Raw genomic sequence first — 23229 nt, forward strand, 5'->3', positions numbered from 1 at the left:
GGTGGGCGGCAGCACCCCGTGCCGCATCGCCAGGACCATCTTCATCACCCCGGCGACGCCGGCGGCGGCCTGGGTGTGGCCGATGTTCGACTTGACCGACCCGAGCCAGAGCGGCCGGTCGGCGGGCCGGTCCCGCCCGTACGTGGCGAGCAGCGCCTGCGCCTCGATGGGGTCGCCGAGGGTGGTGCCGGTGCCGTGCGCCTCGACGGCGTCCACCTGGTCGGCGGTGAGTCCCGCGTTGGCGAGGGCCTGCCGGATGACCCGCCGCTGCGAGGGGCCGTTCGGGGCGGTCAGCCCGCTGCTCGCGCCGTCCTGGTTGACGGCGCTGCCGCGTACCACGGCGAGGACGGGGTGGCCGTTGCGGCGGGCGTCGGAGAGCCGCTCGACGAGCAGCATGCCGACCCCCTCCGACCAGCCGGTGCCGTCGGCGGCGGCGGCGAAGGACTTGCACCGGCCGTCGGTGGACAGGCCGCGCTGCCGGGAGAACTCGACGAACACGGTCGGGGTGGCCATCACCGACACCCCGCCGGCGAGCGCCAGGCTGCACTCCCCCAGCCGCAGCGCCTGGCAGGCCAGGTGCAGCGCGACCAGCGACGACGAGCAGGCCGTGTCGACGGTGACCGCCGGCCCCTCCAGGCCCAGCGCGTACGAGATGCGACCGCTGGCCACGGCGGCGGCGCTGCCGGTGCCGAGGTAGCCCTCGACGCCGCCGCTGACCCCGGTGAGCAGCGCCGCGTAGTCGCCCTGGCTGGTCGCCGCGTAGACGCCGGTGGGCGCGCCGCGCAGCGTGGTCGGGTCGATGCCGGCCCGTTCGAACGCCTCCCAGGCGGCCTCCAGCAGCAGCCGCTGCTGCGGGTCCATGGCGAGCGCCTCGCGGGGGCTGATGCCGAAGAACCCGGGATCGAAGTCCCCGGCGGAGTAGAGGAAGCCGCCCTCCCGCACGTACGACGTGCCCCGGCTGTCGGGGTCGGTGTCGTAGAGCGCGTCCAGGTTCCAGCCCCGGTCGGCGGGGAACGCCGACATCGCGTCGGCGCCCGCCGCGACGAGGTCCCACAGCTGTTCGGGCGAGCCGACGCCGCCGGGGAACCGGCAGCTCATCCCGATGATCGCCACGGGTTCGCCGAGCGCGGCGGTGAGCTGCTGGTTCTGCTGCTTGAGCTTCTGGTTGTCGAGCAGGGCCGCGCGCAGCGCGGTGACGACCTCGTCCAGCGACACACTCATCGAAGGCTCCTCAGGGCCGGGCGGGTCACGAGTCGGAGCCTTCCAGGGCCATCCTGACCAGGCCGGCGACGTCGAGTTCGTGGATCTGGGCCGCGGGCTCCGGTGACGCGGCCGGGGCCGCGGGCACCGGGTCGGCGCTCGTGCGGGCCAGCTGGAGCAGCTGGTCGAGCAGGCCCGCCTGCCGCAGCTGGTCCAGCGGGATGGCGGCGATGGCTCGCCGGACGGACTCCTCGTCGCCGCCGCCACCGGCGTCCCCGCCGTGGTCGGGGAAGAGTTCCTCGTGCAGGTGGTCGGCGAGGCCCTCGGGCGTGGGGTAGTCGAAGACGACCGTGGTGGGCAGGTCGTGCCCGGTGGCCGCGACGAGCAGGTTGCGCAGCTCCACGGCGGTGAGCGAGTCGAAGCCGAGGTCCAGGAAGCCCCGGTCGGTGTCGATCACGTCGGCCGAGGGGTGGCCGAGCACCTTCGCCGCGTCGACCCGCACCATGTCCAGCAGCGCGGCCCGCCGCTCGTCGCCGGGCAGCGCCCGCAGGCCGGCGAGCAGGTCCCGGGCGACGGGCACCGGCACGTCCGGCCCGGCGGCGGGGGCGGCGGCGAGCGCGCGTACGGCCGGCAGGTCCGCCAGCAGCGGACTGGGCCGCAGCGAGGTGAACAGCGGCTGGAAGACGGCCCAGTCGACGTCGGCCACGGTGACGCAGGTGTCGCCGGCCGCCAGGGCGTGCCGCAGCCCGGCCATCGCCACGCCCGGCGGCATCACCCGCAGGCCGCGCCGGCGCAACTGCTCCGCCGCGCCCTCGGTGTACATGCCCGACTCCGTCCACGGCCCCCAGGCGACGGAGGTGGCCGCCAGGCCCCGGGCGCGCCGCCGCTCGGCGAGCGCGTCCAGGTAGGCGTTGCCGGCCGCGTAGGCGCCCTGCCCGCCGCTGCCCCACACCGCCGAGATGGAGGAGAAGAGCACGAACGCGTCCAGCTCGACGCCGTCGAGCAGTTCGTCGAGCAGCTCGGCGCCGCAGAGCTTCGGGGCGATGACGTACGCCAGGTCCTCCAGGGTGGTGTCGGCCAGCGGCACCACCTCGCTGACCCCGGCGGCGTGCACCACCGCGCGCAGCGGCGGTCCCGCGCGCCGCAGGTCGGCCAGGAGGTCGGTCATCGCGGCCCGGTCGGCGGCGTCGCACCGGGCGACCCGGCAGTCCACCCCGAGGCCGGTCAGCTCGGCGAGCAGGTCGGCGGCGCCCGGGGTGTCGGTGCCCCGGCGGCTGGTCAGCACCACCCGCTCGGCGCCGGCACCGGCCACCCAGCGGGCCACGTGCCCGCCGAGGGCGCCGACGCCGCCGGTGATCAGCACGGTGCCCCGGGGCCGCCACGGCTCGGGTTCCCCGGTGGTGGCGGCGGGGACGAGCCGGCGGACCAGCACGCCCGAGTCGCGGACGGCGACCTGATCCTCGCCGCCGTCGCCGGTGAGGACGCCGCCGAGGCGCATCGCCGTCCAGGCTTCGAGGATGGTGGGCAGGTCGACCAGCCCGGCCCAGCGGGTGGGCTGTTCGAGCGCGGCCACCCGGCCCAGGCCCCACAGCATCGCCTGCCGGGGGTTGAGCGGGACGTCGCCGTCGCCGACGCCGACGGCGCCCTGGGTGACGCACCAGAGCCGGGCCGGCGCGTCCAGGTCGGTCAGCTGCTGGAGCAGCCGCACGGTCGCGGCGAGGCCGCGGGGCAGCGCGGGGTGCTCGGCGTGCGGGGCGTCGTCCAGGCCGAGGAAGGACAGGATCGTCAGCGGCTCGCCGTCCCCGGCCAGCGCGTCGGTGAGGGCGGCGGCGAGTTCGTCGGTCAGGTCGTCCGGGTCGGCGGCGGTGTCGACGGGCACGGTGGTGACGTCCCCGCCCAGGGCCCAGACGCAGGAGTGGAGTTCCGGGTCGTCCGCCCGGTCGGCGGGCAGCAGCACGAGCCAGCGGCCGGCGCCGTCCGCCGCGGGCGTGTCGGCGAGGGGCTCCCAGACGGCCCGGTACCGGGTGCCGTCCACGAGGGAGCGTTCCCGCCCGCGTCGCCGCCACGCGGACAGCGCGGGCAGCACCGTCCCGATCGGCTGGTCGGGGTCCACGTCGAGATCGCGGACGAGCGAGTCGAAGTCCTCGGCCTCGACGGCCGCCCAGAAGCGGCGCTCGACGTCGGTGCCGTCCTCGGCGGCCGCGAGCGCGGCCCAGGGCGGCGGCTCCGGCCAGTAGCGCTGCCGGTCGAAGACGTACGTGGGCAGGTCGGTCCGCCGGGCGCCGGTGCCCTCGTACAGGGCCGGCCAGTCCGGGGAGACGCCGTGGGCGTGCAGCGCGGCGACCGCCCGCAGCAGGGTGGCCGGCTCGGGGCGGTCCCGGCGCAGCGCGGGCACGACCAGCGGGGCGCGGCCGGCGGCCGGGGCGCCCTCGGCGAGCACGGCCTGGGCGAGGGCGGTGAGCACCCCGTCCGGGCCGACCTCCAGGTAGCCGGTGACGTTGCGGTCCCGCAGCGCCGCGACGGCGTCGGCGAAGCGCACCGCGTCGCGGGCGTGCCGCACCCAGTACCCGGGCGTGCCGATCTCGGTCACGTCGACCGGCGCGCCGGTGACGGTGGAGACCATCGGGACGGTCGGGGCCTGGTACCGCAGCCGTCCGGCGACGGCGGCGAGGTCGTCGAGCACCGGGTCCATCAGCGGGCTGTGGAACGCGTGGCTGACCGCCAGTCGCCGGACCCGTACGCCCCGGGCGGTCCACTCGGCGGCCAGCTCCTCGACGGCGTCGCCGGCCCCGGACACCACCACGGCGGCGGGGCCGTTGACGGCGGCGACGGAGACCCGGTCGGCGCGGTCGCCGAGCGCGGCGGTCACCTCGGCCTCGGCGGCGGCGATGGCGAGCATCGCGCCGCCGGCCGGCAGCGCCTGCATCAGCCGGCCGCGGGCGGCGACCAGCTCGGCGGCGTCGGCCAGGGAGAGCACCCCGGCGGCGTGGGCGGCGGCGAACTCCCCGATGGAGTGCCCGGCGACCGCGTCGGGACGGAGGCCCCACGCCTCCAGCAGCCGGAACAGCGCCACCTCGACGGCGAAGAGCGCCGGCTGGGTGAACTCGGTGCGGTCCAGCAGCTCCGCCTCCGGCGAGCCGGCCTCGGCGAGCAGCACCGGCTTCAGCGGGCGGGGCAGGTGCGGGTCGAGGGCGGCGCAGACCTCGTCGAGGGCGGCGGCGAAGACCGGGAACGCCCCGGCCAGCTCGCGGCCCATCCCGGCCCGCTGGGCGCCCTGCCCGGAGAAGAGGTACGCCACCTTCGGCCGGGCCACGGCCGCGCCGGTGACCAGCAGCGGCGAGTCCTCGCCGGTGGCGAGGGCGCGCAGCCCGGCGGCCAGGTCGCCCCGGTCGGCGGCGAGGACGACGGCCCGGTGGTCCAGGGTGGCCCGGGAGACCACCGACGACCAGCCGACGTCGACCGGTGGCGGGGCTCCCGGCCCGGTGAGCCGGTCGGCCCAGCGGTCGGCCTGGGCGGCCAGCGCCGCCGCCGTACGCGCCGACAGCAGCACCGGCACGACCGGCAGCCGGGCCGGCTCGCCCGTCGTCCCGGCCGGCTCGACCGGCTCGGGCGCCTGCTCCAGGATGGTGTGCGCGTTGGTGCCGCTGATCCCGAACGAGGAGACGGCGGCCCGGCGCGGGTGGTCGGTGACGGGCCACGGGCGGCCCTCGTCGAGCAGCTCGACGGCGCCGACGCTCCAGTCCACCTGGTCGGTCGGCTCGTCGACGTGCAGGGTCTGCGGCAGGTAGCCGTGCTGGAGGGCCAGCACCATCTTGATGATCCCGGCGACGCCGGCGGCGGCCTGGGTGTGGCCGATGTTGGACTTGACCGAGCCGAGCCAGAGGGGCTGGTCGGCGGGGCGCTGCTGGCCGTACGTGGCGAGCAGGGCCTGGGCCTCGATCGGGTCGCCGAGCCTGGTGCCGGTGCCGTGCGCCTCGACGGCGTCCACGTCGGCCGGGGCAAGGCCGGCGTCGGCGAGGGCCTGCCGGATCACCCGCTGCTGCGACGGCCCGTTGGGCGCGGTAAGGCCGTTGGACGCCCCGTCCTGGTTGACGGCGCTGCCCCGGATCACCGCGAGCACGGGGTGGCCGTTGCGGCGGGCGTCGGAGAGCCGCTCGACCAGCAGCAGGCCGAGGCCCTCACCCCAGCTCGTGCCGTCCGCGGCGGAGGCGAACGCCTTGACCCGGCTGTCCGGGGCCAGCCCCCGCTGCCGGCTGAAGCCGACGAAGACGCCGGGGGTGGACATCAGGGTGACGCCCCCGACGAGGGCGAGGGAGCACTCCGAGCGGCGCAGCGCCTGGCAGGCCCAGTGCAGCGCCACCAGCGACGAGGAGCAGGCGGTGTCCACCGAGACGGCGGGTCCCTCCAGCCCGAGGGTGTACGACACCCGCCCGGAGAGGACGCTGCCGGCGTTGCCGGTCATCAGGTGGCCCTCGGCGCCCTCGGCGCTGTACATCAGGTTGCGGTAGTCCTGGTAGTTGGTGCCGACGAAGACGCCGGTGGGGCTGCCGCGCAGCGCCTGCGGGTCGATGCCGGCCCGCTCGACGGCCTCCCAGGACGCCTCCAGCAGCAGCCGCTGCTGCGGGTCCATGGCCAGCGCCTCGCGGGGGCTGATGCCGAAGAACCCGGGGTCGAAGTCGGCGACGCCGGCGACGAAGCCGCCCTCGCGGGCGTAGCTGGTGCCCTCGTTCTCCGGGTCGGGGTCGAAGAGCCGGTCGAGGTCCCAGCCCCGGTCGGTGGGGAACTCGCCGATCGCGTCGCCGCCGGCGGCGAGGAGCTGCCACAGCTGCTCCGGGGTGTCCGCCCCGCCGGGGAGGCGGCAGCTCATCGCCACGATGGCGATCGGCTCGTCGTCGGTGGCGGCCGTGGTGGCCGGTGCGGGGGCGGCCGAGCCGGCGGTCGCCCCGGTGAGCAGTTCGTCGAGGTGCGCGGCGAGCGCCGTCGGGTTCGGGTAGTCGAAGGCGAGCGTCGCGGGCAGCCGCAGGTCGGTGGCGGTGGCCAGGAAGTTGCGCATGTCCACCGCGGTCAGCGAGTCCAGGCCTAGGTCGCGGAAGGGGCGGCCGGCCGGGATGTCGTCGGCGCCGCCGTAGCCGAGCGCGGTCGCGGCGCACTGGCGGACCAGCTCCAGCAGCGCCGAGGCGCGCTCCGCCGGGGGGAGCCCGGCGAAGCGTCGGGCCGCTGCCTGCGACGGACTGTCCGGCTCGTCCTCGGCGTCCTCCGGCGCGGCCTGCCGGGCCGCCTCCTGGACCTCGGCGAGGTCGCCGATCAGCGGGCTGGGCCGCACGAGGGTGAACGCCGGGGCGAACCGGGCCCAGTCGATGTCGGCGATGACGGTGGTCGCGTCGGCGCGTCGCAGCGCCCGCGCGAGGGCCTCGACGGCCAGGTCGGGGTCCATGCCGACCATGCCGCCCCGGCGCAGCCGCTGCTGGGCGCGCTCGTTGTCGGCGGGCAGGCCGGCGCCGCGCCACGCGCCCCAGGCGACGGAGAGGGCGGGCCGGCCCTCGGCGCGGCGCCGCTCGGCGAGGGCGTCGAGGAAGGCGTTCGCCGCCCCGTACGCGCCCTGCCCGGCGTTGCCGGTGGTGCCGGCGACCGAGGAGAAGAGCACGAAGGCGTCCAGGTCCAGGTCGCGGGTCAGCTCGTCGAGGTGGACTGCGGCGGCGCACTTGGGCGCGGCGACGGTGTGCAGGCGGTGCGGGGTGGCGGTGTCGACGATGCCGTCGTCGAGGACGGCGGCGGTGTGCAGCACGGCGGTCAGGGGTGCGTCGGCGGGGACGGCGGCCAGGAGGCCGGCCACCTGCGCGCGGTCGCCGACGTCGCAGCGGGCGACAGTGACCCGTACGCCGAGTTCGGTCAGCTCCGCCGCCAGCTCGGCGGCGCCCGGGGCGTCCGGGCCGCGCCGGCTGGCCAGCAGGACGTGCGCGGCGCCGGATCGGGCGGCCCAGCGGGCCAGGTGCCCGCCCAGCCCGCCGGTGCCGCCGGTGATCAGGACGGTGCCGCGCGGCCGCCAGCCGTCGTGGGTCGGCTCGGGCTCGGTGATCCGGGCGAGCCGGCGGACGAAGACGCCGGAGTCGCGGACGGCGAGCTGGTCCTCGCCCCCGGCGTCGCCGAGCGCCGCGCAGAGCAGGGCGCCGGTCTGCGCGTCGAGGGTCTGCGGCAGGTCGAGCAGGCCGCCCCAGCGGCCGGGGTGTTCGAGGGCGACGGCGCGGCCGAGCCCCCACACGGAGGCGGCCACCGGGTGCGGCGGCAGGTCGTCGGCGGAGACCGCGACGGCGCCCCGGGTCGCGCACCACAGCGGCGCCTCGACGTCGAGCGCGCCGAGCGCCTGCACCAGCAGGGCGGTGCCCGAGGCGGCCAGCGAGGTCGCCGGGTGCCCGGGGTGTGCGCGCTCGTCGAGGCCGAGCAGCGAGAGCACGGCGGTGGGCCGCTCCGGGCCGGTGAGCGCGGCGCGCAGCCGGTCGGCCAGCGCCGCCGGCTCGTCGGTGGCGTCCAGTTCCACGGGTACGACGTCCGCGCCGAAGTTGCCGAGCGCGCCCAGCACCCCGGCGACCAGGGGGTCGTCGCCCCGCCCGGCCGGCAGCGGGACGAGCCAGGTGCCGGCCAGCCAGGTCAGCGGCAGGTCGGGCACTGCCTGCCAGGTGACCCGGTAGCGCCACCGGTCGATGTCCGGGGCGCCGGCGGGGGCGGCGAGGAAGGCCGGCGGCGCGGGCCAGTACCGCTGGTGGTCGAAGGCGTAGGTGGGCAGGTCGACGGTGTCGGTCCGGGCGAGGACCCTGGTGAGGTCGACGGGCAGGCCGATGACGTGGGCGGTGGCGAGGTTGATCAGCAGCCGGGTCGGCTCGTCGTCGCCGCGTCGGAGGCTGCCGAGGGTGTGGCCGCTCGCTCCGGCGTCGTCGAGGATCGCGGTGACGGGCATCGTCAGCACCGGGTGCGGGCTGATCTCCACGAACGTGGTGTGGCCGGCGGCGACCGCCACCCGCACCGCGGCGTCGAACCGCACGGTCTGCCGCAGGTTGTCGTACCAGTAGCCCGCCGTCATCGACCCCGGATCGACCCAGTCCCCGGTCAACGTCGACACGAGCCGGACGTCACCCTGACCGGGCGTGATGTCGGCCAGGTCCGCACGCAACTGCTCGGCCACGTCCTGCACCGCCACCGAGTGCGACGCGTAGTCCACCGGGATCAGGCGAGCCCGGACGCCGTCGGCCTGACAGGCTTCGACAAGGTCGGCGACCGGCTGCGGCGGACCGGACACCACCACCGTGGACGGGCCGTTCACCGCCGCGACACCCACGCCCGGGAACGCCGGCAGACGCTCGGCGACCGCCTCGGCGGACAGGTCGATCGACGCCATCGTGCCCGTGCCCCGCAGCACCGTCAGGGCGCGGGACCGCAACGCGACGGCCTTCGCCGCGTCCTCCAGGGACAAAATCCCCGCCACACACGCCGCGCCGATCTCGCCCTGCGAGTGACCGATCACCGCCGCCGGGGCCACGCCCGCGTGCTGCCACACGACGGCCAGGGCCATGCCGACCGCCCACAGCACCGGCTGCACGACCTCCACCCGCTCCAACCACGACTCGTCCTCACCCGTGAGCACCGAGACAAGGTCGACATCGAGATACGGCGCCAGGGCCCGCTGGCACTCGGCCAGGCGCGCGTCGAACACCGGCGCGCGGCCGACCAGGCCGGCGGCCATCCGCGCCGACTGGGCGCCCTGACCCGGGAACACGAACACCGGACCGGCGCCCGGGCCGGACGCCACCCCGGTGGTCACGTTCGCGGCCGGACGACCCGCCGCGACGGCGTCCAGGCCGGCCAGCAGCTCCTCGACGGTCGACCCCACCACGGCGGCCCGCTGGTCGAACGTCGACCGGGTCGTGGCCAGGGACCAGCCCACCGCCGCCGGGTCCAGCTCCGCCCGCTGCCGCACGTACGCCGCCAGCCGGGCGGCCTGACCGGCGAGGGCGGCCGTCGACCGCGCCGAGACCGGCCAGAGGAACGCGTCGGCGGCGACCAGGCCCGGGGTGCGGCCGGACGGGCTCTCGGCCGGCTCGGTCGGCTGCTCGACGATGACGTGGGCGTTGGTGCCGGAGATGCCGAACGAGGAGACGGCCGCCCGGCGCGCCCGACCCGTCTCGGGCCACGGCCGCGCCTCGGTCGCCAGCTCGATGGCGCCCGCCGACCAGTCGACGTGCGGGGAGGGCTCGTCGACGTGCAGCGTCGCCGGCACGACCCCGTGCCGCATCGCCAGCACCATCTTGATGACACTGGCCACGCCGGCGGCGGCCTGGGCGTGCCCGATGTTGGACTTCAACGAGCCGAGCAGCAGCGGTTCGGCGTCGCCCCGGTCCTGCCCGTACGTGGCGAGCAGCGCCTGCGCCTCGATCGGGTCGCCGAGCCGGGTGCCGGTGCCGTGCGCCTCCACCACGTCGACGTCGACGGTGGCGAGCCGGGCACTCGTGAGGGCCTGGCTGATCACCCGCTGCTGGGCGGGGCCGTTCGGGGCGCTCAGGCCGTTGGAGGCGCCGTCCTGGTTGACGGCGGTGCCGCGTACCACGGCGAGGACGCGGCGGCCGTTGCGGCGGGCGTCGGACAGCCGCTCGACCAGCAGCCAGCCGACGCCCTCGGAGAACCCGGCGCCGTCGGCGGCGGCGGCGAAGGACTTGCACCGGCCGTCGGGGGCGAGGGCCCGCTGTCGGCTCGACCCGATGTACAGGCCGGGGGTGGCCATCACGGTCACGCCGCCGGCCAGGGCGAGGTCGCACTCCCCCGCCCGCAGCGCCTGCACGGCGAGGTGCAGCGCCACCAGCGACGACGAGCAGGCCGTGTCGATGGACACGGCGGGCCCCTCCAGCCCGAGGGTGTACGACACCCGGCCGGACGCCACGGCCGCCGCGCCGCCGGTCATCGAGTGCCCCTCGTCGCCGTCCGGCGACATCATCAGCAGGGTGCCGTAGTCCTGCCCGTTGGTGCCGACGAACACCCCGGTCCGGCTGCCGCGCAGCGCGGCCGGGTCGATGCCGGCGGCCTCGACCGCCTCCCAGGAGGTCTCCAGCAGCAGCCGCTGCTGGGGGTCCATGGCCAGCGCCTCGCGGGGCGAGATGCCGAAGAAGGCGGAGTCGAAGTCGCCGGCTCCGTCGACGAACCCGCCCTCGCGGGCGTACGAGGTGCCGGGGTGGTCGGGGTCGGGGTGATAGAGGCGCTCCAGGTCCCAGCCCCGGTCGTCGGGGAAGGGCGCCACGGCGTCCCGGCCGTCCCGCAGCAGCTCCCACAGCTCGTCGGGGTTGCGCACCCCGCCGGGCAGGCGGCAGCTCATCGCCACGATCGCCACCGGCTCCAGTTCCTGGGACTGCGCCTCACTGAGCCGGCGGCGGGTGTCGTGGAGATCAGCCATGACCCGCTTGAGGTAGTCGCGGAGCTTGTCTTCATTGGCCATCGGAGTGCCGCTTCCTGAGCAGGGACGGAGGGGGGCCGGAGCTGGGGTCAGGAGATGCCGAGGTCCCTGTCCACCATGGCGAACAGTTCGTCGTCGGTGGCGTCGTCGAGGTGCCGGCCCACGTCGGCGCCACCGCTGTCCTGGGCGAGCCGGGAGAGCATCGCCTGGAGGCGTACGGTGGCGCGCACCCGCGCCGCCTCGTCCCGCGCCACCACGTCGAGGCTGTCGGCGATCCGGTCGAGGTCGTCGAGGAGCGCGGTCGGGGTGACCACGTCGTCGTGGGCGACCTCGGCGAAGAGGTACTCCGCCAGCGTCGTCGGGGTCGGGTAGTCGAAGACCAGGGTGACCGGCAGGGCCACGCCGGTGGCCGAGCCGAGCCGGTTGCGCAGTTCGACGGCGGTGACGGAGTCGAAGCCCAGTTCCCGGAACGCCCGGTGCTCGTCCACCGACTCGGCGGACGGGTAGTTGAGCACGGCGGCGACCTGGCTGCGGACCAGGCCGAGCAGGACGGCGAGCCGCTCGGCGGCGGGCAGCCCGGCGAACCGCTCCCGCAGGGAGTCCGGGCCGTCGGCGGCCTCCACGCCGGCCACCTGCTCGGCGGTGGCGAGCCGGCGGACGTCCGGCAGGTCGCTGATCAGGGGGCCGGGCCGGGTGGCGGTGAAGGCGACGGCGAAGCGTTCCCAGGCGATGTCGGCGATGGTGAGGAACGCCTCGCCGTGGTCCACGGCCTGGTGCAGCGCGGCGATGGCCGCGTCCGGGGTCATCTCGGGTACGCCGTGCCGGTGCAGCAGCTCGCCGAGCGGCCCGTCCGCCATGCCGCCGCCGGCCCACGCACCCCAGGCCACGGAGGTGGCGGGCAGGCCGAGCCCGCGCCGGTGCTGGGCCAGCGCGTCGAGGAACGCGTTGCTCGGGGCGTAGTTTCCGACGCCGGAGCTGGCCACGCTGCCGGCGAAGGACGAGAACATGACGAACGCGGACAGGTCCAGGTCGAGGGTCAGCTCGTGCAGGTGGTACGCGACGTCGACCTTGGCCTGGAGCACCCGCTCGATCTGTTCCAGCCGGATGTCGTTGATCATGGCGTCGTCCAGCACGGCGGTGGCGTGCACGACCGTGGTGAGCGGGTACTCGGCGGGAATCGCGCCGATCAGGTCGGCCAGCGCGTCCCGGTCGGACGCGTCGCAGGCCACCACCGTGGCCTGGGCGCCCAGCGTGGTGAGGTCGTCGACGAGCTGCTGCGCGCCCGGCGCGGCCATGCCCCGCCGGCTGACCACGACGATGTTCTCCACCCCGCTGCGGGCCAGCCACCGGGCGGCGTGCCCGCCGAGCGCGCCGGTGCCGCCGGTGACCAGCGCCGTGCCGTACGGCTGCCAGGGGTTCGCGGGTTGGCTGTCGCCGAGCGGGACCCGGGTGAGCCGGCGGGCGAGCAGGCCGCCGGGGCGTACCGCGATCTGGTCCTCCTCCCCGGCGGCGGTGAGGGCCGCGACCAGCAGGGCGGCGGAGCGTTCCTCGACGGCCTCGGGCAGGTCCACGAGGCCGCCCCAGCGCTGCGGGTGTTCGAGGGCGGCGACCCGGCCGAAGCCCCACACCAGCGACTGGACCGGGGAGCGCAGCAGGTCGGCCATGCCGACGGACGCGGCGCCGGAGGTGACGCTCCACATGGGGGCGCGCAGGCCGATGTCGCCGAGGGCCTGGAAGAGCGCGACGGTGGCGGCGAAGCCGCCGGGCACGGACGGGTGCAGCGGGTGGGCCAGCTCGTCGAAGGCGAGCAGCGATACGACGCCGGCCACCTCGGCGGCGTCCCGCTCCCCGCCCGGCGTCGCGGCGAGCGCCTCCCGCAGCAGCTTGCCCAGCAGGTCGCGGTCGACGTCGCTGGTGGAGACGGCCACCGGGACCAGGGTCGCGCCGGCCGCCGTGAAGGCCTCGACGCAGGCGTCCTGCCAGGGTTCGACGATGTCGCCGGTCGGCATGACGACGATCCAGGTGCCGGTCATGCCCCGGTTGGTCACGCCGGGCAGGGGCTTCCAGGTGTCCTGGTAGCGCCAGCTGTCGATGTCGGACTGCCGGCGGCGCTGCCTCCGCCACGAGGTGAGCAGCGGCAGGGCCGGCAGCAGCGCGTCGAGGGCCTCGTGCGCCGGGATGTCGTCGGTGGCGACGGTCTCGGCGAGGGCGGTGATGTCGCCGCGTTCCACGGCGGCCCAGAAGCTCGCGTCGCCCGGGTCGGCGGCGCCCTGGAGCAGGCTCTCCAGGTCGACGCCGCCGCTGCCGTCCAACCAGTACCGCTGGTGGTCGAAGGCGTAGGTGGGCAGGTCGACGGTGTCGGTCTGGGCGAGGACCCTGGTGAGGTCGACGGGCAGGCCGATGACGTGGGCGGTGGCGAGGTTGGTCAGCAGTCGGGTCGGGTCGTCGTCGCCGCGTCGGAGGCTGCCGAGGGTGTGGCCGCTCGCTCCGGCGTCGTCGAGGATGGCGGTGACGGGCATGGTCAGCACCGGGTGCGGGCTGATCTCCACGAACGTGGTGTGGCCGGCGGCGACCGCCACCCGGACGGCGGCGTCGAACCGCACGGTCTGCCGCAGGTTGTCGTACCAGTAGTCCGCCGTCATCGACCCCGGGTCCACCCAGTCTCCGGTCAACGTCGACACCAGCCGGACGTCACCCTGCCGGGGCGTGATGTCGGCCAGGTCGGCACGCAACTGCTCGGCCACGTCCTGCACCGCCGCCGAGTGCGACGCGTAGTCGACGGGGATCAGGCGAGCCCTGATCCCGTCGGCCTGGCAGGCTTCGACCAGGTCGGCGACGGGCTGCGGCGGGCCGGACACCACGACGGTGGACGGGCCGTTGACCGCCGCGACCCCGACGCCCGGGAACGCCGGCAAACGCTCGGCGACCGCCTCGGCGGACAGGTCGATCGACGCCATCGTGCCGGTGCCCCGCAGCACGGTCAGCGCGCGGGAGCGCAGCGCCACGGCCTTCGCCGCGTCGTCGAGGGACAGGATCCCGGCGACGCAGGCGGCGCCGATCTCGCCCTGCGAGTGACCGATCACCGCCGCCGGGGTGACTCCCGCGTGCTGCCACACGGCGGCCAGGGCCATGCCGACGGCCCACAGCACCGGCTGCACGACCTCGACCCGCGCCAACCACGACTCGTCCTCACCCGTGAGCACCGAGACGAGGTCGACGTCCAGGTAGGGCGCCAAGGCCCGCTGGCACTCGGCCAGGCGCGCGTCGAACACCGGCGCACGACCCACCAGGCCAGCTGCCATCCGCGCCGACTGCGCACCCTGACCCGGGAACACGAACACCGGGCCCGCGCCCGTTCCGGCGACCGTGCCCGTCACCAGGTTTCCCGCCGGCGCGCCGGCAGCCACGGCGTCCAGCCCGGTCAACAGCTCCTCGACGGTCGACCCCACCACGGCGGCCCGCTGGTCGAACGTCGACCGGGTCGTCGCCAGGGACCAGCCCACCGCCGCCGGATCGACGTCGCCGCGCTCGCGCACGTACGCCGCCAGCCGCGCCGCCTGGCCCGCCAGGGCCGCCCTCGACCGCGCCGACACCGGCCAGACGACCGCGTCGGACGCCACCAGGCCGGGTCGCCGGCCGGTCTCGGTCGCCGCCTCGACGACCTCCTCGCCGTCGACGGCCTCCGGCGCGGCGGTACGCGGCCGGTACTCCTCCACGATGACGTGGGCGTTGGTGCCGCTGACCCCGAACGAGGAGACGCCGCCCCGGCGGGGGCGCCCCAGCTCGGGCCACGGCTTCGCCTCGGTGAGCAGCGCCACCGCCCCGGCGTCCCAGTCGACGTGCGGCGACGGCTCGTCGACGTGCAGGGTCGCCGGCAGGAGGCCGTTGCGCAGCGCCATCACCATCTTGACCATGCCGGCTACGCCGGCGGCGCTCTGGGTGTGGCCGATGTTCGACTTGACCGAGCCGAGCCAGAGCGGCCGGTCGGCGGGCCGGTCCTGCCCGTACGTGGCGAGCAGCGCCTGCGCCTCGATCGGGTCGCCGAGGGTGGTGCCCGTGCCGTGCGCCTCCACCATGTCGACGTCGGCGGCGCCGAGGCGGGCGTTCGCCAGCGCCTGCCGGATGACACGCTGCTGGGACGGGCCGTTCGGCGCGGTCAGGCCGTTCGACGCGCCGTCCTGGTTGAGTGCGCTGCCCCGGATGACGGCGAGGATCGGGTGGCCGTTGCGCTCGGCGTCGGAGAGCCGTTCCACGACCAGCACGCCGCCGCCCTCGCCCCAGCCGGTGCCGTCCGCGCCGGCGGCGAACGCCTTGCACCGGCCGTCGACGGACATGCCGCGCTGGCGGGAGAAGACGACGAACACGCCGGGGGTGACCATCACGGTGACGCCACCGGCGATGGCCAGGTCGCACTCGCCGCGGCGCAGCGCGGTCGCCGCGAGGTGCAGGGCCACCAGCGAGGACGAGCAGGCGGTGTCCACGGTGACGGCCGGGCCGTTGAGGCCGAGGGTGAACGAGATCCGGCCGGACGCCACGCTGGTGGTGTTGCCGGTGCCGATGTACATGTCGACGCCCTCGGGCACGTTCGGCAGACCCATGCCGTAGTTGGAGGTGCTGAGTCCCACGAAGACGCCGGTCTGGCTGCCGCGCAGCGACAGCGGGTCGATGCCGGCGCGCTCGACGGCCTCCCAGGAGGTCTCCAGCAGCAGCCGCTGCTGCGGGTCCATGGCGAGGGCCTCGCGCGGGGAGATCCCGAACAGGGCCGGGTCGAACGCGCCGGCCTGGTCGAGGAAGCCGCCGATGCGGGTGTAGCTCTTGCCCGGCTTGTTGGGGTCTGGGTCGTAGAGCGACGCCAGGTCCCAGCCGCGGTCGTCCGGGAACTCGGTGAGCGCGTCCCGGCCGTCGGCGACGAGGTCCCACAGGTCCTCCGGCGACCGTACGCCGCCGGGGAAGCGGCAGCTCATCGAGACGATGGCCAGCGGCTCCTGGTCGCGTGCCTCGACGGTCTGCAGCTTGCGCTTGGTCTCGTGCAGGTCGGCGGTCACCCGCTTGAGGAAGTACCGCAGCTTGTCGTCGCTCATCGGGTGGCGCCTTCCTCGATGAAGAGTCCGGTCATCTCAGGAGATCCCGAACTCTTTGCTGATGAAGTCGAAGATCTCGTCGTCGCTGGCCGATTCGAGATCGGGCTTGTCCTCTTCGGTGGCCGCTGGGGCACCCAGGTCGGACGCCTTGGCCAGCAGGTCCTGCATCCGCGCGGCGAACCGGGCCCGGGTCGTCGCGTCCAGCGGGATGGCGGTGAGCAGGCTCTCCACGGCGTCGATGCCCTGGAAGATGGGCTGCGTGGACGGCGCCGCGTCGGCGGCGATCTCGCTCGCCAGCCTCTCGGCGAGCGCGGCCGGCGTCGGGTAGTCGAACACGAGCGTCGCCGGCAGCCGCAGACCGGACAGGCTGTTGAGCCGGTTGCGCAGGTCCACCGCGGTGAGCGAGTCGAAGCCGAGTTCGGTGAAGAGCCGGCCGGGGTCGACCGCGTCGGCGCTGGCGTGACCCAGGACGGCGGCGATGTTGGCCCGGACCACGTCCAGCACCACCTTCAGCCGCTCCGGGCCGGCCAGCCCGGCCAGCCGCTGGCCGAGCCGCACACCGCCGCCGTTGGCGGCGGCGTCGGCCGAGCGCCGCAGCGGCACCCGGACCAGGGCCCGGAGCAGCGGCGCCAGGGTGCCGGCCTCCGCCTGCGCCCGCAGCGTCCCGACGTCGAGCCGCATCGGCACGACCGCCGCCGCGTCGAGCCGCCAGGCCGCGTCGAAGAGGTCGAGGGCCTGCTCGGTGGTCAGCCCCGCCGCGCCCTGTTCGGCCATCCGCCGCACGTCCGCGTCGTCGAGGTGGCCGGTCATGCCGCTGGCCTGCTCCCACAGGCCCCAGGCGAGGGAGATGCCGGCGAGTCCGCGGGCGCGGCGGTGCGCGGCGAGGGCGTCCAGGAAGGCGTTCGCCGCCGCGTAGTTGGACTGGCCGGCGCTGCCCAGCGTGGCCGCCGCCGAGGAGAAGAGCACGAAGGCCGCGAGGTCGAGGTCGGCGGTGAGGCGGTGCAGGTGCCACGCCGCGTCGACCTTCGGCACGGCCACCGCGTCGACGCGTTCGGGGGTCATCGACTCCAGCACGCCGTCTTCTAGGACGCCGGCGGCGTGCACCACGGCGGTGAGCGGACGATCGGCGGGCACCCCGGCCAGCAGCGCCGCCAGGGCGTCCGGGTCGGCGACGTCGCAGGCCGCGACGGTCACCTCCGTACCGGCGTCGGCGAGCTCGGTGACCAGGTCGCCGATCCCCTCGGCCGTCGCGCCGCGCCGCCCGGCCAGCAGCAGGTGCCGTACGCCGTGGGTGGTGGCGAGGTGGCGGGCCACGACGCGGCCCAGGACGCCGGTCCCGCCGGTGATCAGCACGGTGCCGGCCGGGTCGACGCCGCCGGGCAGCAGCTCCACCGTGGCCGGGACCCGGCCGAGCCGGGGCGTACGGACCTGCCCGTCCCGCAGGGCGAGCTGCGGCTCGCCCGAGGCGACGGCGGCGGCCAGCACGGCGGCGCTGGCGGGGGTGTCGTCGAGGTCGACGAGTTGGCAGCGGCCCGGGTGTTCGAGCTGCGCGGTGCGCAGCAGGCCCCAGACCGGGGCCTGGCGCAGGTCGACGACCGGCTGCTCCCCCGCCGCGACCGCGTCGCGGGTGACCAGCACCAGCCGCGAGTCGGCGAACCGCTCGTCGGCGAGCCAGCTCCGCAGGGCGGCGAGGCGCTGGTGGACCTCGCGGCGGCCCGCGACGGCGGGCACGGCGCGGCCAGCGGCGCGGTGATCACCACGGCCGCCCGGTTGCAGGCATACGCCCCGCCGGGCGGGGTGGCGCTCTGCGCGGCGACCCGGCGGGCCACCGAGGGGCTGATCGCGCAGCGCCCGGTGCCGCCGGTGGCCCTCGCCGGCAAGGCGCTGCCGGTGGACGTGTCGCACGCCACCGGGACGGCCCGGCCGGCCCCGGCCCGGCACGAGGGGCCGCTGGTCGGCCGGCGGCGCGAACTGGCCGCCGCCCGGGACCTGGTCCTGCGGGCGCTGCGGGACCGCAGCCCGCGCTGGCTGTCGCTGGTCGGCCCCGCCGGCATCGGGCGCAGCCGGCTGCTGCACGAGCTGCGGCACGCGGTGGCGGTCGTGGACGACGTGCCGGTGCGCTGGTGCGTCGCGCACTGCCCGCCGTACCCCCGGGCCCTGGCGCCCGTCGCGGACCTGGTGCGCGGGCTCGCCGGCCTCCGCGCCGACGAGTCGCCCGCGACCGTACGCCGCCGGCTCGCCGCCGCCGTCGCGGGCCTGGTGCCGCCGGAGCGGCTGACCGGGTCGGTGGGCGCGCTGGCGGAGCTGCTCGCCGGGCCGGACGCCTCGCCCGGGGCGGCCCGGGGCGCCGAGGTGGCGCGGGAGGTGCTGCTGGCGCTCGCGGCCCGGGAGCCGCTGGTGGTGGCGGTGGACGACCTGGACCGGGCCGCCGGGGCGCTGGACCGCTTCCTGCGCCGGCTCTTCGCGGCGGCCGCCGCCCGGTCCCTGCCGCTGGCGGTGGTGGCGGTGCACCGTCCGGAGTGCGCGGACGTGCTGCCCGTCGGCCGCCGGCACCGGTTGGACGTGCCGCCGCTGCGCCCGGTGGAGACCGGCCGGCTGCTGCGCCACCTGCTGCGCCGGGCCGACCGGCCCGCGACGCAGGCGGCCCGGCTGCTGCCGGCGGTCGGCGGCATCCCCGGCCGGGCGGTCGCGTACGTGGCGGCGCTCGACGGCGCACCGCCGGCGCGGCTGCGCGTACCGGACGCGGTGCGCCGCGAGGTCGACGCCGGGTTGGACCGCCTCGACGCCACGCGGCGGGCGGTGCTGATGGCCGCCGCGACCCGCGACGCGGGGGTCACCGCGCCGTCGGTGGCGCGCCTGCTCGGCTGGACGCCCGACCGGGCCCTGCCGGCGCTGCGGGCGCTCGCCGCGTCGGGGCTGCTGGTCGTCCACGCCGACGGCCGGTACGCCGTCGCCGACCCGGTGCTCCGCGAGGTCGCGTACGCCCGGCTGCCGAGGGCGGTCCGGGCGACGTTCGCCCTGCGGGCCGGGCGGCCGGCTCGTCCTCCCGTCGCCGCGCCGCCCGCCACGCCTCGTGCCCGGGTCGTCGCGGTCGTCGGCCGGCGGCCGCTGCCCGACCCGGCCGCCACCGTCGGCTCCCCGAGGCCGACCGGCCCGGTTCGCGTCCTCGCGCCGGCCGACCTGTCGAAACCGATCCGTGTCCCCGCGCCCACCGAGCCGTCGAAACCGATCCGTGTCCCCGCGCCCACCGAGCCGACGAAACCGATCCGTGTCCCCGCGCCCGCCGAGCCGACGAGACTGGTCCGCGTCCCCGCGCCGGCCGAGCCGTCGGACCGCGACGCGCCCTGTCCCGTCCGCCTCCTCGCGCCGGCCGGCCTGTCGAAACCGGTCCGCGTCGCCGCGCCCACCGAGCCGTCGGACCGCGACGCGCCCTGCCCCGTCCGCGTCCTCGCGCCCGCCCGCCCGTCGAAGCCGGTCCGCGTCGCCGCGACCGCCGAGCCGTCGGAACCGGTCCGCTTCGGCGCGTCGGCCGCACGGTCGGGACGCGACGCGGCTCGTCCGGTCCACGTCCCCGGGCTCGCCGACCGGGCGAGGCGGGTCCTCGCGGCCGGCGACTCCCCCGGCCCGGTGGCCGGCCGCGACGCGCCCGTCGAGGGGGACGGCCTCCGGTCGGCCCGATCCGCGTGGCGGAGACGTCGCGAACGGACGATGGCATGGGAGCTGCCGCGCGGGACACCGGCAGCGGCGTGAGCGGGGGCGCGCCGCCACCGTCGCTCGCCGACGACGGCGCCGCCGGGCCGGGTCACCGGCTCCCGCCGCGACTCTTCCCCCACGATCCAACCTAGCCGCCGCCGACGCCGGGCGGTATCGGGCGGCCGACCGAGTGCGCGCACTGGCGTTCCCTGGCTAGGTTGCCCCGATGCCTGTCGAAGAGATCACCGCCTCCGCCGCCGGTACCTGGACCCTCGGCGACCGCACCGTACGCCGGATGGGCTTCGGCTCGATGCGGCTGACCGCCGACCCCGACCGCACACGCGCCGTCCGCGTCCTGCGTCGGGCCGTCGAGCTCGGCGTCAACCACATCGACACCGCCGCCTTCTACGTCTCGCCCGGCGGGCCGCTCGGCGTCGGCACCGGCCCCCGCCGCTACGCCACCGACCTGATCCGCGAGGCCCTCTCGCCGTACCCGGACGACCTGGTCATCGCCACGAAGGTCGGGCCGTCGTTCGACGAGGCGAGCCGGCACCGGGAGCTGACCCCGGCCGAGCTGCGCCGGGACGTGGAGGAGAACCTGCGCCGGCTCGGCCGGGACCAGCTGGACGTGGTCAACCTGCGCATCGTCCGGCGCGACGGGCGGGACTCGGTGGCCGAGCGCTTCGCCGCGCTCGCGGAGCTGCGCGACGCCGGGCTGATCCGGCACCTCGGACTGTCCAACGTGCGCGTCGACCACCTCGACGAGGCACAGGCCATCGCGCCGGTGGTGTGCGTGCAGAACGCGTACGCCCTCGACACGAACCGGTGGGCCGACGACCTGCTGCGTACCTGCGGTGAGCGCGGGGTGGCCTTCGTGCCGTTCTTCGCGATCGCCGGGACCGGCCGGGAGTCGGGCGCGGGCGGCGACCACGACGACGCGGTGCGCGCGGTGGCCCGGGCCCACGGGGCCACGCCGCACCAGATCCGGCTGGCCTGGACGCTGCACCAGGGGCCGCACGTGCTGGCCATTCCCGGCACCGGCGACCCGGCGCACCTGGCGCAGAACGTCGCGGCCGGCGCGATCCGGCTCTCCGCCGACGACCTGGCCCGCCTCGGCTGAGCGCGGGCCGCGCGCGGGGGGTGCCGCCCGGCCCGCCCCCGCGTGCCGGTCAGCGGTCGGCGAGGAAGGCGAGGGCCCGCTCCCAGGTCAGCGCGGCCGCCGCCGCGTCGTGGTCGGGCAGCTCGGGATCGGTGTAGAGGTGCCCGACGCCGGGATAGCGGTGGACGGACAGCTCCGCGCCGGCCGCGGTCATCGCCCGCCGCCACTGCTCGACCTCCGGCTCCGCGTCGTAGTCGTCGGGGTCGCCCAGGTGCAGCTGCACCGGCAGGCCCGGCCGGACCGACTCCGGCTCGCCGCCGGTGCCGGAGAGCAGCAGCAGCGCCGCCGCGTCGGGCCGCTCGGCGAGCAGCGCGCCGGCCACCCCGGCGCCCATCGAGAACCCGGCGAGCACCGCGTCGGCCGGCGCGTCGCGCAGGGCCGCCCGGGCCCGGTCCAGCACGGCCTCCTGCCCGATCCTGCCGAGCAGGGCGAAGCCGTCCGCCACGGTCTCGGCGGCCGGCTCGCCGTAGAGGTCGGGGGTGTCGACGGTGTGCCCGGCGGCGCGCAGCCGGTCGGCGGCCGCCACGACGGCGGGCCGCAGCCCGTAGACGGAGTGAAACAGCACCACGTGTCCCATCCCGGCATCCTGCCCCAGACCCCCGACAGGACCGGGGCCGCCGCGCGGGCGCGGGACCCGGCGGGTCAGACCAGCGCCGTCAGCCGCCGCACCAGTTCCTCGGGCCCCGGCATGGCGGCGATCTCGGCACCGACCTGCCGGGCCGCCTCGCGCAGCCCCGGGTCGCCGACCAGCCGGGTCAGCGTGTCGGCGGTGATGTCGCGGGGCCGCACCGCGAGGCCGGCTCCGCGCCGGGCCACCAGCTCCGCGTTGTGCCGCCGGTCGCCGGCCCCGACGGTGGCCAGCTGCGGCACGCCCGCGATCAGGGCCGTGAGGACGCTGCCCGCGCCGCCGTGGTGGACCAGCGCCGCGCTCGCCGGCAGCGCCTCGGGCAGCGGGATCCAGTCGACGGTACGCACGTTGCCGGGCAGCGCCCGCCGGGCCAGCCGCGCGTCCGGGCGGACCAGGACGAACTCGGCGTCGACGCGGTCGGCCGCGGCGAGCACCGCCGGCATCGGGCCGGCGCTGCCGGGGCCGGCGACGGTGCTGCGGCTGACCAGCACCCGTGGGCGCTCGCCCGGCTCGCGCAGCCATCGCGGCAGCTCGCCGCCGCCGGGCCGGGTGGCGTAGCGCATGGGCCAGCCGTCCTGCGAGAGCAGGCTGGGCGGGCTGACGGCGATGGCGGCGGCCGGGGGCGGCAGCTCCGCCAGACCGTGCCGGCGCAGGGCGGGGCCGAGTCGCGCGAGGGTGGCCCGCACCAGCTCCCGGCCGTCGAAGAGGGCGTTCTCCTGGCGTACGGCGGGCACGCCGCGCCTGGCGGCGGCCAGCGCCCCGGCCACCGCGAACGGCTCGTGGATCACCAGGTCGGGCTTCCACTCGTCGGCCACGGCGACGACCCCGTCGGCGATCTGGTCGTTGACCGCCCCGAAGAGCAGCCCGGCGCCCCGGGTGCCGCCGGTGCCGGCCAGCTCGGCCCGGGCGATCAGCGGGTGGCGCAGCATCATCGCGCGGGCGATCCGCCCGAAGTCGAACATCGGCGCGACGTCGCGCACCGGCAGGCCCGACCGCTCGGCCCGCAGGGCGTCGGCGGCGGTGGCGACGAGCACCTCGTGCCCGGCGTCGCGCAGTGCCGCGGCCAGCGGCAGCAGGGGGAGGACGTGCCCGATCAACGGCGCGGAGACCACCAGCACTCGCACCGTCCACATGGTAGTCGCGCCCCGGGCTCGCGGTGGGGCGCGCGCGGCACGGGGCTCCGGGGTAACGCGAGCTCGGCGGGACGACGCGGCCGGCGGCGCGGCGACGCGGTGGGGCGGGATCAGCCGGTGGTCGGGGGCAGGGTGCGGCTGCGGCCCCGGAACTCGGCGACCACCTCGCCGCCCTCCCGGGTGACGGTGACGTCGTAGATGCCGCTGCGGCCGTAGCGGGTGCGCTCGGTGGCGCGGGCGGTCAGCAGGTCGCCCTCGCGGGCGGGACGGACGAAGGTGATCTCGCCGCCGGCGGCCACGGTGACCGGGCCGTGACTGTTGCAGGCCAGCGCGAAGGCCGTGTCGGCGAGCAGGAAGACGAAGCCGCCGTGGGCGATGGCGTGACCGTTGACCATCGCGCCGGTGACCCGCATCCGGGCCACCGCCGCACCCTCGCCGGCCTCGACCAGCTCGATGCCGAGCCCCTTGGAGGCCGCGTCGGCGTCGAACATGTCGTACGCGGCGTTGCGCCCGGCCACGTCAGCCGCCCCGCCGCTGGTCGACGATCCGCCGCATCTTGCCCATCGACCGCTCCACCCCGTCCGGGGCGATCACCTCGACCGCCACGCTCACCCCGATCGTGTTCTTGACCAGCCCGACCAGCGCGGCACCGGCCCGTTCGGCGGCCTCGACGCCCGCCCCCGCCCGCCGTTCCACGCGGACGGTCAGCGTGTCCATCCGCCCCTCCCGCCCGAGGACGCACTGGAAGTGCGGCGAGAGCTGCGGCGTACGCAGGATCAGCTCCTCGATCTGGGTGGGGAAGACGTTCACGCCGCGCACGATCATCATGTCGTCGCTGCGCCCGGTGATCTTCTCGACCCGCCGCATCGGGCGGGCGGTGCCGGGCAGCAGCCGGGTGAGGT

At 76.8% G+C, this 23229-nt stretch carries 9 protein-coding genes and 1 pseudogene; 2 read left to right on the plus strand and 8 right to left on the minus strand.

Translation table 11 applies throughout. The annotated features are described in order from the left end of the window. The 4 genes and pseudogenes from ACWENR_RS19665 to ACWENR_RS19680 form a co-directional block, all read right to left on the minus strand. The coding region (locus ACWENR_RS19665; protein WP_452278428.1) for a beta-ketoacyl synthase N-terminal-like domain-containing protein at positions 1–1215 on the minus strand (1215 nt) is incomplete at its 3' end. Positions 1216–1246: 31 nt separating this feature from the next. Beyond that, a complete protein-coding gene (locus ACWENR_RS19670; RefSeq protein WP_452278423.1) occupies positions 1247–10675 on the minus strand; it encodes a type I polyketide synthase in 9429 nt (3142 codons plus the stop codon). Between the two features lie 47 nt (positions 10676–10722). Further along, entirely contained in the window at positions 10723–15678 is a 4956-nt protein-coding gene (locus ACWENR_RS19675) for a type I polyketide synthase (RefSeq protein ID WP_452278429.1), read from the minus strand. Between the two features lie 72 nt (positions 15679–15750). Next, positions 15751–17415: pseudogene (locus tag ACWENR_RS19680) on the minus strand (SDR family NAD(P)-dependent oxidoreductase); the annotation flags it as partial. A gap of 195 nt (positions 17416–17610) precedes the next feature. On the opposite strand from ACWENR_RS19680, the gene ACWENR_RS19685 reads away from it, so the two are divergent. Then, a complete protein-coding gene (locus ACWENR_RS19685) occupies positions 17611–19464 on the plus strand; it encodes an AAA family ATPase (protein ID WP_452278430.1) in 1854 nt (617 codons plus the stop codon). Positions 19465–19633: 169 nt separating this feature from the next. Continuing rightward, on the plus strand, positions 19634–20527 hold the full coding sequence (locus ACWENR_RS19690) for an aldo/keto reductase (RefSeq protein ID WP_452278424.1): 894 nt from the start codon (positions 19634–19636) through the stop codon (positions 20525–20527). A 49-nt stretch (positions 20528–20576) separates the two neighbouring features. Here ACWENR_RS19690 and ACWENR_RS19695 read toward each other — a convergent pair whose 3' ends face one another. The 4 genes from ACWENR_RS19695 to ACWENR_RS19710 all read right to left on the minus strand — a co-directional run. Beyond that, positions 20577–21143, minus strand: coding sequence for a dienelactone hydrolase family protein (locus ACWENR_RS19695; protein WP_452278425.1), 567 nt, complete (start codon positions 21141–21143; stop codon positions 20577–20579). 65 nt (positions 21144–21208) lie between these two features. Continuing rightward, a complete protein-coding gene (locus ACWENR_RS19700; RefSeq protein WP_452278426.1) occupies positions 21209–22318 on the minus strand; it encodes a nucleotide disphospho-sugar-binding domain-containing protein in 1110 nt (369 codons plus the stop codon). Between the two features lie 119 nt (positions 22319–22437). Then, positions 22438–22818 carry a hydroxyphenylacetyl-CoA thioesterase PaaI gene (paaI, locus tag ACWENR_RS19705; protein WP_452278431.1) on the minus strand — a complete coding sequence of 127 codons (381 nt, stop codon included), beginning with the start codon at positions 22816–22818 and terminating at the stop codon, positions 22438–22440. A 28-nt stretch (positions 22819–22846) separates the two neighbouring features. Further along, the coding region (locus ACWENR_RS19710; protein ID WP_452278427.1) for a phenylacetate--CoA ligase family protein at positions 22847–23229 on the minus strand (383 nt) is incomplete at its 5' end.

The organism is Micromonospora sp. NPDC004336 (assembly GCF_053602615.1).